The 13,719-nt window shown below is 41.5% G+C and carries 12 protein-coding genes; 10 read left to right on the plus strand and 2 right to left on the minus strand.

Annotated elements, in window-relative coordinates:
• The first annotated feature begins 5 nt into the window (after nucleotides 1-5).
• The 7 genes from D0S24_RS17710 to D0S24_RS17735 all read left to right on the plus strand — a co-directional run bounded on the left by D0S24_RS17710 (nucleotide 6) and on the right by D0S24_RS17735 (nucleotide 7,806).
• Complete coding sequence (locus tag D0S24_RS17710; RefSeq protein WP_117021159.1) at nucleotides 6-1,112, plus strand: ABC transporter permease; 1,107 nt, start codon at nucleotides 6-8, stop codon at nucleotides 1,110-1,112.
• Nucleotides 1,113-1,236: 124 nt separating this feature from the next.
• Entirely contained in the window at nucleotides 1,237-2,358 is a 1,122-nt protein-coding gene (locus tag D0S24_RS17715) for an ABC transporter permease (protein ID WP_117021160.1), read from the plus strand.
• Nucleotides 2,358-3,098 carry a TIGR00730 family Rossman fold protein gene (locus tag D0S24_RS17720; RefSeq protein ID WP_117021161.1) on the plus strand — a complete coding sequence of 247 codons (741 nt, stop codon included), beginning with the start codon at nucleotides 2,358-2,360 and terminating at the stop codon, nucleotides 3,096-3,098. Before D0S24_RS17715 ends, D0S24_RS17720 begins: the two co-directional genes overlap by 1 nt.
• A 319-nt stretch (nucleotides 3,099-3,417) precedes the next feature.
• The gene (locus D0S24_RS17725; RefSeq protein ID WP_117021162.1) at nucleotides 3,418-4,875 is read left to right on the plus strand and encodes an NAD(P)/FAD-dependent oxidoreductase; all 1,458 of its coding nucleotides are present in this window, start codon (nucleotides 3,418-3,420) and stop codon (nucleotides 4,873-4,875) included.
• A gap of 70 nt (nucleotides 4,876-4,945) precedes the next feature.
• Nucleotides 4,946-5,083, plus strand: a complete 138-nt coding sequence (locus D0S24_RS21185; RefSeq protein WP_181938130.1) for a hypothetical protein — start codon at nucleotides 4,946-4,948, stop codon at nucleotides 5,081-5,083.
• Between the two features lie 126 nt (nucleotides 5,084-5,209).
• Nucleotides 5,210-6,514 (plus strand): TolC family protein, encoded by a 1,305-nt coding sequence (locus tag D0S24_RS17730; RefSeq protein ID WP_117021163.1) that lies wholly within the window; start codon nucleotides 5,210-5,212, stop codon nucleotides 6,512-6,514.
• A 215-nt stretch (nucleotides 6,515-6,729) separates the two neighbouring features.
• Nucleotides 6,730-7,806, plus strand: coding sequence for an efflux RND transporter periplasmic adaptor subunit (locus tag D0S24_RS17735; RefSeq protein ID WP_117021164.1), 1,077 nt, complete (start codon nucleotides 6,730-6,732; stop codon nucleotides 7,804-7,806).
• A 61-nt stretch (nucleotides 7,807-7,867) separates the two neighbouring features.
• On the opposite strand, the gene D0S24_RS17740 is transcribed toward D0S24_RS17735, so the two are convergent.
• Entirely contained in the window at nucleotides 7,868-8,071 is a 204-nt protein-coding gene (locus tag D0S24_RS17740) for a hypothetical protein (RefSeq protein ID WP_117021165.1), read from the minus strand.
• Nucleotides 8,072-8,119: 48 nt separating this feature from the next.
• On the opposite strand from D0S24_RS17740, the gene D0S24_RS17745 reads away from it, so the two are divergent.
• The 3 genes from D0S24_RS17745 to D0S24_RS17755 are packed head-to-tail and all read left to right on the plus strand — an operon-like array spanning nucleotide 8,120 to nucleotide 11,876.
• A complete protein-coding gene (locus D0S24_RS17745) occupies nucleotides 8,120-11,311 on the plus strand; it encodes an efflux RND transporter permease subunit (protein WP_117021166.1) in 3,192 nt (1,063 codons plus the stop codon).
• Between the two features lie 25 nt (nucleotides 11,312-11,336).
• A complete protein-coding gene (locus D0S24_RS17750) occupies nucleotides 11,337-11,642 on the plus strand; it encodes a hypothetical protein (RefSeq protein ID WP_117021167.1) in 306 nt (101 codons plus the stop codon).
• 21 nt (nucleotides 11,643-11,663) lie between these two features.
• Nucleotides 11,664-11,876, plus strand: coding sequence for a DUF2892 domain-containing protein (locus D0S24_RS17755; RefSeq protein ID WP_117021168.1), 213 nt, complete (start codon nucleotides 11,664-11,666; stop codon nucleotides 11,874-11,876).
• A gap of 122 nt (nucleotides 11,877-11,998) precedes the next feature.
• Here D0S24_RS17755 and D0S24_RS17760 read toward each other — a convergent pair whose 3' ends face one another.
• Nucleotides 11,999-13,693, minus strand: a complete 1,695-nt coding sequence (locus D0S24_RS17760) for a SusD/RagB family nutrient-binding outer membrane lipoprotein (protein WP_117021169.1) — start codon at nucleotides 13,691-13,693, stop codon at nucleotides 11,999-12,001.
• Nucleotides 13,694-13,719: the final 26 nt, after the last annotated feature.

The raw sequence follows: 13,719 nt of genomic DNA on the forward strand, positions 1-13,719 counted from the left end.
GCAAAATGAACAGATTTATAGGATTCATCAAAAAGGAATTTTACCATATTTTAAGGGATAGGCGTTCGCTGTTTATCTTGTTCGGTATGCCTATAGTGCAGGTGATGCTTTTTGGTTTTGCCATTACCAATGAGATCAATAATGTAGATATCGCCATTTTGGATCATTCCAAGGATGTAAATACCAAAGAGATCATAAATAAAATAGCAACTTCAAAATATTTCAGTATCAAAGGGTTTATAAGCCATGAGGATGAGATCGAACCTACCTTTAGAAAAGGCAAAATAAAGGCAGTACTCAATTTTGAAAAGGATTTTAGCAAAAACCTGGTTACCCAAAAAAAAGCTACCGTTCAAATTCTTACGGATGCCACCGATCCGAATACGGCGAATACGATAAGCAATTATATAGGGTCTATTTTACAGAATTACCAACAGGAATTAAATCAAGGACTAAACCTTCCTTACCAAATAATACCAAAAACAAGGATGGTATTTAATCCGGAACTAAAAAGTGTATATATGTTTGTGCCAGGGGTGATGACCATTATCCTAATGCTGGTATCGGCCATGATGACCTCAATATCCATTACCAAGGAAAAGGAATTGGGAACCATGGAAATTTTGCTGGTATCTCCTCTAAACCCGTTCCAAGTTATTGTGGGGAAGGTAGTTCCTTATATTTTGCTGTCCATTATTAACGCCGTGGTGATTATTCTTTTAAGCATTTTTGTTTTTAAAATGCCGGTGCAGGGCAGTTTGTTTTTATTGGGGGCAGAGAGTACTTTATTTATCATAAATGCGCTGTCGTTGGGCATTCTAATCTCCACAATTGCCGCGACCCAACAAGCAGCCATGATGACCTCATTAATGGGACTGATGTTGCCGGTTATATTATTGTCCGGTTTTATTTTTCCTATTTCCAGTATGCCTTTACCATTACAGATGATCAGTAATATAATTCCTGCCAAATGGTTTATAATCATCATAAAGGGAATAATGCTAAAAGGAGTGGGATTGGCCTATGTCTGGAAAGAAACTGTAATATTGATTGGAATGACCATATTTTTTATAGGCTTGAGCGTAAAAAAATATAAAATAAGATTGGAGTGAAGGTAATTTGGCAGGTAGTTAAAGACAATGCAAATGAATTATGGTCAAAAGATAAGGCCTTAAAAATCAATTTAAATTTCATCATCCCAATACTAACTTCTTAATACTTAGTACTTAAAAGTATATGAACATCATCCGCTATATCATCCAAAAGGAGTTTAAACAGATCTTTAGAAATAAGGCGATGTTGCCCATTATTTTTGTCTTGCCGTTGATACAACTGATCATTCTGTCCAACGCCGCCACCTTTGAAGTAAAAAATATAAAGTTTGCCTTTGTTGATAATGATAAAACTTCGCTTTCAAGAGAGTTGGTGGAAAAATTTGAAGCCTCGACCTATTTCAACGTGGTGGCCCAATTTCCATCGGCTAAACAGGCAGGTATGGCAATGCTGGAGGGCAATGTGGATGTAATTCTAGAGATTCCCTCTTATTTTGAAAGGCAGCTTCTTAAAAATGAAAAAGCAGATCTGTCGGTTATAATCAATGCTATTGATGGAGCAGCTGCGGGGGTGGAAAATGTGTATATCAATCAGATTGTGCAACAGTTCAATAAAAAGGCACTGGTAGAATTATCCCTTTTTAACAGGTCGGGGAACCAGCCGATGAATATTGAAACCATCCCGTCTTTCTGGTACAATGAGACCTTGAATTACAAAACCTTTATGGTACCAGGAATATTGGTCCTCTTGGTGACCATGATTACCCTTTTTCTATCTGGAATGAATATTGTTCGGGAAAAAGAAATTGGTACTTTGGAACAAATTAACGTTACCCCCATAAAAAAACACCAGTTTATTATTGGAAAATTATTTCCTTTTTTGGTTTTGGGTATGGTCTTGTTGACAGTGGGTCTCATTATTTCTAAACTATTGTTCCACATTCCAATAGTCGGAAGCATAACCTTAATGTATCTCTATACCATTATCTACATTTTGGTGATTTTGGGCATGGGTCTCTTTATTTCCAATTTTACGGATACCCAACAGCAGGCCATGTTTATAGCCTGGTTTTTTATGGTTATTTTTATTCTTATGAGCGGTTTGTTTACCCCTATAGAAAGTATGCCGCAATGGGCACAGCTGTTAACGGAATTCAATCCTATTAAATATTTTGTACAGGTAATGCGAATGGTCATGTTAAAAGGGGCCGGCCTTTCCGATATTTACCCCCAAGTATTGAAAACATTGGTATTTGCCATAGTCATGAATGCTTTGGCAGTGATGAGTTATAAAAAAGTAAGTTAATGGAAAATAACCACAACAACAACCGTTTACAACCAGAAGAGTCACGTTTTCTAAGTGGGCCGCGCTCCAGGTTTAAAGAACTGTTTTTTACTTTTAGGGTACAATACAGTTTTATCAGGGCATTTAGAAAAATGCACTTTATTGGCCCCTGCGTAACGGTTTTTGGATCGGCCAGATTTGACAAGACCAATCCATTTTACAAAAAGGCCGAACAGGTTGGTGCCGCCTTGGCCAATATGGGGTTTACGGTGATGACGGGCGGGGGTCCCGGCATTATGGAAGCCGCCAATAAAGGGGCTTATGAAGCGGGAGGTTATTCCGTAGGCTGCAATATAATACTGCCCTTTGAACAAAAACCGAACCCCTATCTCCACAAATGGATCAACATTAGGTATTTTTTTGTACGAAAGTTCCTGTTGATCAAATATTCGTATGCCTTTGTGGTTATGCCCGGCGGCATGGGTACATTGGACGAGCTTTTTGAATCCATTACCCTGATACAAACCAAGATGATCCAAAATTTTCCAGTAGTCATTTTCGGGTCCGAGTACCATAAAGAGCTCTGTGAACACATAAGGATTATGGCGGAGAATGAAAGTATAAGCCCTAAGGACATGGAGTTGTTGTTCGTAACCGACTCTGTGGAGGAGATGGCAGCGCACATAAAGACCCATGCTATTGAAAGGTTTAAATTGGTTAAAAAACCTCAAAGACCTAATTGGTTGTTTGGGGAAAAATAGGCATCGCAGGATTGAGCTATAAAAGATTTATTTTACATGGCCTTAGGTTCTTCAATTAGGGGTCACTTCCTTTTCTTATAGAAAATATATGTAACTCTGGAATCATGTTTATTTGGCATCTGTTAGTTTAGGCTCATAATTGGTTTTTTTAAAACGCCAATTATTGAAATGGTTTTATAATGTCTCTGTAACAAATGTTGCTGTGGAAATAATTTTAAAGTCTCAAATTTATATTCGCAATAATATTTAACATGCTGATAATAATCATATTAAGTGTTTGGGCGAAGCATTAAATTTATCTTTAATAAATCCGATCGCAATGTCAAAAATAGTCATTCTGGGTGCTGGAATCTCAGGTCATGTGGCCGCAGCGCACCTCCGTAGAAAACTATCCAAGGAACACGAAGTTTTAGTGGTCTCCCCCAATAGCAATTACCAATGGATCCCTTCCAATATTTGGATAGGAATTGGAAGAATGGAACCAAAGGATATTATCTTTCCTTTGGCCCCACTTTACAAAAAGAAAAAAATAGGGTATATGCAGGCAAAGGTGGTCACTTTTCATCCCGAAGGGGATAAGGAAGTGGAAAAACCTTTTGTTATGGTGGAATATGTTACGGAGGACCAAAAAGGGAAACAGGAAAAGGTTACCTACGATTATCTGATCAATGCAACAGGTCCCAAACTGGCCTTTGATATGACGGAGGGTCTGGTACCTGGCACCAACAAGGCCTATTCTGTTTGTACCTACCATCACGCCAACCAGGCTTGGAAAGCTCTTGATGATTTGATACAGCAGATGAAACAAGGTAAAAAGGCCAAAATATTGATTGGTACCGGCCATGCCAAGTCTACCTGCCAAGGTGCTGCTTTTGAGTACATTTTAAATGTAGAACAAGAATTAAGACGGCATAAGGTCCGGGATATGGCAGAATTGGTCTGGATTGCCAACGAGCCGCAATTGGGGGATTTTGGAATGGATGGGATGCTTTTGAGCTACGGCAACAACATCATGAAGTCGAGCGAAATGGTAGAAATGGTTTTTGAAGACCGTGGCATAAAATGGATCATTGGTGCCGGGGTAAATAAAATTGAAGATGGATTGGCTCACTATGAAACCTTGGATGGGGAATACCATAGGGAAACATACGATTTTGCGATGTTGATTCCTGCTTTTTCGGGCCATGGCTTTAAGGCCTTTGATAAGAGTGGCCAAGATATTACGGAAAAATTGTTCAAAGGTTTTATGATCGTAGATGCCGACTATACCCCTAAACCCTATGAGGAATGGTCCGTTCAGGATTGGCCGGAGACCTATCAAAATCCTTCCTATCCCAATATATTTGCCCCGGGCATAGCTTTTGCGCCCCCGCATGCCATATCAAAACCCAGGGTAAGCAAAAATGGTACGGCTATTTCTCCATCGCCTCCACGAACGGGGATGCCGTCCGGCATAACCGCAAAGTTGGTGGCCGACAATATTATAGATACCATAAAGAATGGCAAGACCTCCCTACATCACCGGGGCTCCATGGGCAATATGGGTGCCGCATGTATAGCCTCTGCAGGTTATGGGATGACCAAGGGAAGCGGTATTAGTATAACCACTTTTCCCATAGTCCCGGATTATAATAAGTATCCCGATACCCAAGGACGGCAATTGGGGAAAACCTTCGGAGAAATTGGTTTGGCGGGCCATTGGCTTAAGTTGGCTTTACACTATGCCTTTTTGTATAAGGCCAAAATGAAACCTTTTTGGTGGTTGATTCCGGAATAAAAGCTGTTTCCAATAACGATAGGGACGCCATATGGCAATTACAAAACCCATTAACCCAAAAATCAAGAATATGACACGCAGAATATCAAAATCCAAGCGCTTTTATATGATGAACCCTATTGTCCAATTTTTTAAATTCATTTGGTTGGGCATAAAAATAATGTTGATCGTAGCAGGTGGTCATGGGGGCACCCGAAAAGCAGCATAGTAGCGTATCTCCACAACAGAAAGATACAAAGGCACTTTGTATAGGAAAGTGCCTTTTTTTGTCGGTAACATTAGTTACTGTGCAATCTTTTTTCTCCCCCTAATTTTGTCCTAAATAATTAAAGCGATGAAGAATATCATTTATATACTGTCTTTTTTGGGAACCTTGTCCTTGGTTCACGCTCAGGAAAGGGTATTGATCAGCAAGGAAGAAGTGTTGGCCAAAGTGAGGGAAAACAACAATACCATTAAAATGTCCCAACAGGATGTGTTGGCCGCCAAAGGAGATTTTAATCAGTCCAATGCAGTGATATTGCCCAATTTAAGCGTCTCCCATACCGCTATGGCTACCACCAACCCCCTAATGGCATTTGGTTCCAAATTGAACCAGGAAATTTTGATCCAAGCGGATTTTAATCCCCTTTTATTAAACAACCCTAGTCAGATCGAGGATTACGCCACGCGCATAGTTGTGCAGCAGCCTTTGGTAAATCTGGACGGAATTTTTCAGCGTAAGGCGGCAAAAGCCAAATTAAATGCTGTGGAATTAAAAGCCGATAGGACCAATGACTATATGGAGTTGGAGGTAGAAAAGACTTATATGCAGTTACAATTGGCCTATAAGTCCGTAAACGTTTTGGAGGAGGCAAAAAAGGCGGCATTGGAAAATAAACGTTTGGCAGACAATAGTTTTAAACAGGGGTATCTTCAAAAATCGGATGTGTTGGCCGTAGCCGTTAGGCTAACCGAAATAGACAATCAGTTGCAGTGCGCCAGGAGCAATATCCACAATGTTTCCAATTACCTATCCGTCTTGATGAACGATAACAGTTATGCTGTTTTACAACCATCGGATTCCTTGACCCTTGTGGTCACCAACATTTATACGGAAGGATTGCCAGAAAATAGAAAGGACCTGCAGGCCATGACCTTGTCCACCGAGGCATACCAACAAATGTACAGGGCCGATAAAATGGGTTTTCTTCCCAGCCTTAATGCTTTTGGAACCTATGAATTGCACGATGACCACCTTTTTCAGGGCAATGCCAATGGATATTTGATAGGGGCAGAATTAAAATGGAACATTTTTGAAGGCAGCAAACGTTTTGGAAAGCTGCAAAAGAGTAGGGCCGAATTTGAAAAATCCAAGCTGGAAATGAATCAATATAAAGCCGAAAGTCAGGTGGAGTTGAATAGGGCCATGCGTTTGCTTCAAGACGCCAAAAACAATTTGGAGCTTACCTCTTTAGCATTGCAACAGTCGGAAGAATCCCTCCGTATCCGGACCAATAGATTTAAGCAAGGCTTGGAAAGAACAACCGATCTATTAAATACCGAAACCCAATTTTCACAAAAGAAATTGGAATATTACACAACTATTTTCAATTATAATTACGCCTTGGCCTATGTAAGGTTTTTGACCAAGGAATAGCCACATACCGTTAACAATATAAGAAACCATAAAAAGGAACACTTGCAATCAACACTAAAAATTAAACGAAAAACATGGAATGGGCATAACCGAAAACTGGTCGCAAACACGATTGAAGATTTGCGAATTACACCCGCCTGTCCGCCCGTTCCGGTACGGACGGGAACGAAGAAGTCGGGCAGGTCTAACCATTGAAAAACAATAAATATCTAGATATGAAAACAAAATTATACATAGCAACACTCTTCATCCTCGCCATAACGATTGGTAGTTGTGGGAACGATGATAAAATTGTAGCGGAGAATGCTCCTGCCGTAGCCGTTGAAGTGGGTAAGGTTTCTGAAGGAAACAGCAGTCCTTTCCTATCCGCCAGTGGAAAGATAGAGGCGGTAAACAGTGCCAATATTAGTACCCGAATGATGGGTTACGTAGATAAAATCTACGTGCAGGTAGGGGATAAAGTTAATAAAGGGCAGCAATTGATAAGTATCAATAATGCAGATATATCTGCCAAATTGGCCCAGGTAGATGCTGGGATTACCGAAGCAATGGTTGCTTTCAACAATGCTGAAAAGGATTACAATAGATTTACGATCTTGTTTAATGAGAACAGTGCTTCCCAAAAGGAGGTGGATGATATTACGGCCAATTACAACATGGCCAAGGCCAGATTGGAAGGGGCCAAACAAATGAAGAACGAGGTAAACGCCCAATTTTCCTATAGTAATATACGTGCTCCTTTTAATGGCGTGGTCACTAACAAATTTATAAAGGTCGGAGACATGGCAAGCCCTGGGATGCCCTTAATGGAAGTAGAAATCCCGGGGAATTTTCAGGTTGTGGCCATGGTACCCGAATCGGATATCCTACAGATTCAACCGGGATCCGAAGTGGAAGTAGTGATTAAGACCTTGGACGAATCCTTAAAAGGAACTGTAGCGGAAGTGAGTACATCTGCCAAAAATACTGGAGGACAATATATGGTTAAGGTAATGTTGGACGAATCAAAGTCCAATTTACTTTCTGGTATGTACGCCACGGTACAATTTCCAACAGCTAAAAAAGCGAATACCAATAGCGTGCTTATTCCTGTAAAGGCACTAGTGAACAACGGACAGTTATCCGGGGTGTATACGGTTAGTGAGAGCAATACGGCACTTTTGCGCTGGTTGCGGTTGGGCAGGACTAATGGCGATAGCGTAGAGGTATTGTCAGGACTTTCCACCGAGGAACAATATATAATATCGGCAGAGGGGAAATTGTATAACGGGGCCAAAATCAGTATTCAGTAACTCGAGATTGAATATTCGGGTAGGCGTTGGGCCTGCCTACGACTGTCAGGGATTGAAGCGTTTACCCCAAGACTTTTAGCGGATTTAGGCTAAAAAGGGAGTTGAAACAAAAGGAGAGCGTCATAGCGGAGCAATGCTGTAAGGTCTCCAAGACCTCCATTCCTGCAAGGTCTCCAAGACCTCCATTCCTGCAAGGTCTCCAAGACCTCCATTCCTGCAAGGTCTCCAAGACCTTGTAGGAATAAGAAAATAGGAACAGGGTCATTCAAGAATAAGCGAAGGTAACGCCCAAAAACATTAACAACATATAAAGATGAAAGAAGGATTAGCAGGCAAAATTGCCAAAGCATTTATAGGATCTAAATTAACGGTGCTTCTAATGATCGTTTTCATGGTCATTGGGGTATACAGTTCGTTCCTGATTCCAAGGGAGGAAGAGCCACAGATAGATGTACCCATGGCGGATATCTTTGTAGGCTACCCAGGGGCTAGTCCTACCGAAGTGGAGAGCAGGGTAACCAAACCCCTTGAAAAGTTAATTTCCAATATTAAGGGCGTAGAGTATGTGTATTCTACTTCCATGGAGGAACAGGGAATGGTTATAGTGCAGTTTTATGTAGGTGAGGATATTGAACGATCGTTTGTGAAACTCCAGAACGAGATCAATAAGCATATGGACGAAATGCCGGAAGGCGTTACCTTCCCTTTGATAAAAACCAGGGCTATAGATGATGTTCCTATGTTGGGACTTACCTTATGGAGTGAAAGTTATGACGATTACCAACTAAAGCAAATTGCCCAGGAACTTACGGATGAAATTGAAAAAGTAAACGATGTGTCCGCCACCCAAAGAATTGGTGGGCGAAACAGGCAATTAAGGGTGGTATTGGACAAGGATAAATTGGCGGAAAGCGGATTGGATTTTCTATCCGTAGCCCAAATGATCAAAGCCAATAACCAACAAATCAGTGGAGGTACTTTTGTTAAGAATGATACCGAGTTTATGGTGACCACCGGTAAATTCTTGGAAACTGCTGCCGATGTGGAAAATTTGGTGGTAGGCGTACAACAGAACCGTCCCATTTATTTGAAGCAGATTGCCAGTATACAGGATGGTCCCGAAATTCCCAAGGAATACGTATCCCTAGGTTTTGGACGGGGAAGTGAAAAGGGGGAAACCTATAAATCCGAATATCCTGCCGTAACCATTTCTATAGCCAAGCGAAAAGGGGCGGACGCCATGAATATTTCGGATATTATTTTGGAGAAAGTAGCTCATTTAAAAAAGAACCTTATTCCGGACGATGTGCATGTGGAGGTGACCCGCAACTACGGGGAAACGGCTTCCCATAAAGTATCGGAATTGTTGATGCACCTCATCGGCGCCATAATAGCCGTAACTTTAGTGGTAATGTTGGCCATGGGATGGCGTGGAGGATTGGTAGTGTTTCTTTCCGTACCCATCACCTTTGCCCTGACTTTGTTGAGCTATTATTTGTTGGACTATACCCTGAACCGTATTACCTTATTTGCATTGGTTTTCGTAACAGGTATTGTGGTGGACGACTCCATTATTATTGCGGAAAACATGCACCGGCATTTTAAAATGAAACGCTTGCCCTTTAAACAGGCGGCCTTGTATGCCATTAATGAAGTGGGGAATCCTACTATACTGGCCACTTTTACGGTAATTGCTTCCGTATTGCCCATGGCATTTGTCTCCGGTCTAATGGGACCTTATATGTCACCGATGCCCATTGGCGCTTCCATTGCCATGTTGTTGTCCCTTTTTGTGGCCTTGACGATCACGCCTTATTTGGGATATATATTTCTTAGGGAGAAGGATAAAAAGGGAGGGAAAAAGGTAGAAAAGCCTTTGGAAGAAACCTTAATCTATAGAATGTACCAAAAGTTCGAAAATCCTTTGCTTGAAAACAAGAAAAGACGTTGGTTGTTTTTGGGAATAACCTTCTTGTTGTTATTGGGATCCATTGGGATGTTCTTTACCAAATCCGTAGCTGTAAAAATGTTGCCGTTCGATAATAAAAACGAATTTCAGGTGGTCATAGATATGCCCGAGGGGACTACTTTGGAGCGTACGGCAGTGGTGGCCAAGGAGATTGCACAATATCTGAATACCCGTCCGGAAGTGGTCAACTACCAAAGTTATGTGGGTACTTCCGCACCAATTACCTTTAACGGACTTGTACGTCATTACGATATGCGTGGTGGAAGTAATATGGCCGATATTCAGGTGAATTTGTTGGATAAGGGAGATCGAACCGCCCAAAGTCATGGGATAGCCAGTTTATTACGTCCAGAAATACAACGTATTGGGAACAAATATAATGCCAACGTAAAGATTGTTGAGGTACCGCCGGGACCTCCCGTTCTTTCTACCATTGTGGGGGAAATATACGGTCCGGATTACGATACGCAAATAGATATTGCCAATCAGGTGCAGCAGATTTTGAAAAATACCCCGGACGTGGTGGATGTGGATTGGATGGTGGAGGCCGAACAGGTGGAATATAAGTTTATCATAGACAAGGAAAAAGCAATGCTTTATGGTGTGGCACCAGAGCAAATTGCACATACTATGAATATGGCCTTGTCAGAAAGGGCGGTGACCAACCTGTACGACGAAAATGCTTCCGATCAAATAGGGTTGATTTTGGCCTTGGAGGAAAAGGAAAAATCCACTATCCAGGATATTGCCCAATTGAAGCTGAAATCCCAGTTAGGGAATATGGTCCCTATAGCGGATTTGGTAACCATAGAGCAAACCACAAGGGCCAAGAGCATTTATAGAAAAAACCAAAAGAGGGTGGTCTATGTACTGGCCGATATGGCCGGGGAACTGGAAAGTCCGGTGTATGCCATTTTGGGCATGACCGATAAGTTAAAGGCAATGAATTTGCCAAAGGGCTATTCCATAGATGAACTGTATATAAAGCAACCCGATTTCGAAGATAATTATACTGTAAAATGGGATGGGGAATGGCAGATTACCTTGGAGGTATTCCGGGATCTGGGATTGGCTTTCTTAGGGGTAATTTTCATCATATATATATTGATCGTGGGTTGGTTCCAGAATTTTAAGGCCCCTGTAGTAATGATGGTGGCCATACCACTTTCCTTAATAGGGATTGTATTGGGGCATTGGCTGTTGGATGCGTTTTTTACAGCAACCTCCTTTATAGGAATGATTGCCTTGGCGGGGATAATGGTACGGAATTCGGTGTTGTTGATAGATTTTATCAATCTGCGATTGGCTGAAGGTATTCCTCTGAAGCTGGCGGTAATAGAGGCTGGTGCCGTAAGGACTACCCCTATTCTGTTAACAGCGGGAACCGTGGTAATTGGGGCATTTGTAATCCTGTTCGATCCCATTTTCCAAGGACTGGCCATTTCTTTGATGGGTGGTACCATTGTATCCACGATACTTACATTGTTGGTAGTGCCTTTGGTGTACTATATGATAGAAAGGAAGAACTTTAAATAATTGGAATTTAATAATATATGTAATTATGAAATTACTCATAGTAACCGTTGTGGAAGAGTACGCCAAGGAAATGCTACAACTTTTTAAAAAAGCCAATATTGAAAGCTTCAGTGGTTCCGATATTGATGGGTATAAAAACCCTGCTTCCGTGTTAATGGCAGCAAATTGGTTCCCAACTGAAAAAGGAGGAGTAGGATCCACTATGTTTTTCTCCTTTACCACAGAAGAGAGTATTGAGGTGCTTTTTCAACTTATCTCCAAATTCAACAATAATTTGGAAACCAACAATCCCATAAGGGCTGTTGTGGTTCCCATAGAAAAGTATATTTAATAACCTTTAAAAAATAAGATTATGATGAACAGATATATCAGGGCAATAGCCGGAGCTTTTGTAGTTGTTAGTGTTCTTTTGGCCGTATACGTAGACATAAATTGGTTGTGGTTTACCGCTTTTGTTGGGGTAAACCTTTTCCAATCGGCCTTTACCGAATGGTGTCTTATGGAAAAGATTTTATTTAAACTGGGGGTAAAAAAGGAAGGCGATAGCTGTACTGTTAAGGAGTAATGGAACAAACCTTACGGAACCTTCCTTGATACTTGGATCAATGGTAGCATAAATTAGGAAAAAAAAATACCCCGGGCTGTGTTTCCCAGGGTATTTCAAAACTAACTAAACTCAATTTTTAATTACCAAGGTTTATCTACTCCTTGCAATATCCATGGTTTGGACCATGGTGTGTCGTTTTCGTATTTTCCGGGCACATCGTTGGTGTAGCTCGTTGTTTCCAGGGTAGATAATGCCGCATTGTAATTGGCTTCATTAATGTTCCTTTCTTCATCCGGATACTGAAAACGAACCGGGATTACGGCAGATAGGGCAAATGGTCCGGTCTGTAGATCTGGAAGTCCGGTGCGTCTCCAATCCAAATAGGACTCAGAAGCGGTAGCAAAGTTGGCAATCCATTTTTGTTCCATAATCTGGGCCAAGGTACCGTTATAAGCAACTTCGGCATTATCTATATAATCTGCATATTCACCCCCAATTCCCCAGGTTTCCAAAGATGCTTGTACCCCTTTGTTATAATTTCCTTCTGCATCGGAGCCCCAACCTTTTAGAGCGGCTTCGGCCTTTAAGAAACAAACCTCTGCATAAGACATTACCCTGGCCTTTAAAAACTCACCACTGGCGTCTTTAAACTGATCGTTCATCAAGGAAACATGTACATTGCCACCCCCTTGTACCGGATTAGGGTTCAGGTTATAGCTATATGGTTCCGATCCTTGATAGGAAACGGGAATACCTACATAAGTACTACTGGTATCTATTAAACTTAACCCGGCCAAACGATCGGCTTTCCAGGTATTTTTGTCATATATCTTTAGACCGTTGTCGGCAAGGGTCTCTTCATTGATATAACGTACGCCATCCACTACTACATCATCTTCCCCACCAGGAACGTCTGCGGCAGCCACAACTTTAATTGGAATTGCAACAGGTGCAAACCAAATGTTGGCTCTTGGGTCATTCAGTTCCCGTAATCTATCGGTAAAAGTAGTACAGGGCTTAACACGATTGAAGGCGGATGGTCCTCCTATTGCGCTGTTACTTGGTTGGGCAGTTTCATTGGATATACCTGTATAGGCCAAAGCACACTCCTCATCCACACTGCTGATCAAAGGTTTTGCCAAGGTGGCCGTTACGCCCGCTTGTGCATAAGAGGGGTCTTTCTCTGACAAGCGCATGTAATAACGTAGGGCCAAGGAGTTGGCATATTTCATCCATTTTTCGGCATCGCCTCCAAAGAAAATATCCTGACTTGGACTAATGGACTCCAAATTGCTCATATTGTTCGAAATGGAGGCAGCAGCGGCGACAAAATCGGCAATAGCCCCTTTATAAACGGCTTCTTGGGAATCGTATGTTGGTAAAATAACATCTTCGTCAGCTTGTATGGCATTAGAATAAGGTACATCTCCATAGTAATCTGCCAAGGTAACAAAGTTCTGCGCCATTAATATTTGGGCAATGGCCTCATGTAAAGTATACCCTAATTCTTGAGACCGTTGTAGGGCCAGTTTGGCACTACGCAAGTTTCCGTAGTAGGTGTTCCATCCGTTACCGTCCCAATCGTAATTGTTATTGCCCCAAGAATCCTTTTGGGTGTATTGCACAAAGGCAGACAGTTCTCCACTATAGCCTTTATTACCCACGTCCAAAGCGGTATTCACCATCACTTGCGTTAGTAGAAAACTTGGATTGCCTTGGCTAGGATCTACCCCGTTAGGGTTTTGGTTTATTTCTGTAAGCTCATTGTCGCAAGAAGTAGCGGACAGTAGACAAACTACAAGAAATAGTTTAAATATCTTATTTATTTTACTCATGATTTTTTGTTTTTTGTTTAAAGTGC

This window comes from Arenibacter sp. P308M17 (assembly GCF_003426735.1).
Taxonomy (GTDB): Bacteria; Bacteroidota; Bacteroidia; order Flavobacteriales; family Flavobacteriaceae; genus Arenibacter.

Excerpts from the sequence above, each read along its gene's own strand:
- D0S24_RS17750 (WP_117021167.1), top strand. The coding sequence starts at position 11,337 with ATGAAATTACTCATAGTAACCGTTGTGGAAGAGTACGCCAAGGAAATG.
- D0S24_RS17730 (WP_117021163.1), top strand. The coding sequence starts at position 5,210 with ATGAAGAATATCATTTATATACTGTCTTTTTTGGGAACCTTGTCCTTG.
- D0S24_RS17735 (WP_117021164.1), top strand. The coding sequence starts at position 6,730 with ATGAAAACAAAATTATACATAGCAACACTCTTCATCCTCGCCATAACG.
- D0S24_RS17710 (WP_117021159.1), top strand. The coding sequence starts at position 6 with ATGAACAGATTTATAGGATTCATCAAAAAGGAATTTTACCATATTTTA.
- D0S24_RS17745 (WP_117021166.1), top strand. The coding sequence starts at position 8,120 with ATGAAAGAAGGATTAGCAGGCAAAATTGCCAAAGCATTTATAGGATCT.
- D0S24_RS17720 (WP_117021161.1), top strand. The coding sequence starts at position 2,358 with ATGGAAAATAACCACAACAACAACCGTTTACAACCAGAAGAGTCACGT.
- D0S24_RS21185 (WP_181938130.1), top strand. The coding sequence starts at position 4,946 with ATGACACGCAGAATATCAAAATCCAAGCGCTTTTATATGATGAACCCT.
- D0S24_RS17740 (WP_117021165.1), bottom strand. The coding sequence starts at position 8,071 with ATGACCCTGTTCCTATTTTCTTATTCCTACAAGGTCTTGGAGACCTTG.
- D0S24_RS17755 (WP_117021168.1), top strand. The coding sequence starts at position 11,664 with ATGATGAACAGATATATCAGGGCAATAGCCGGAGCTTTTGTAGTTGTT.
- D0S24_RS17715 (WP_117021160.1), top strand. The coding sequence starts at position 1,237 with ATGAACATCATCCGCTATATCATCCAAAAGGAGTTTAAACAGATCTTT.
- D0S24_RS17760 (WP_117021169.1), bottom strand. The coding sequence starts at position 13,693 with ATGAGTAAAATAAATAAGATATTTAAACTATTTCTTGTAGTTTGTCTA.
- D0S24_RS17725 (WP_117021162.1), top strand. The coding sequence starts at position 3,418 with ATGTCAAAAATAGTCATTCTGGGTGCTGGAATCTCAGGTCATGTGGCC.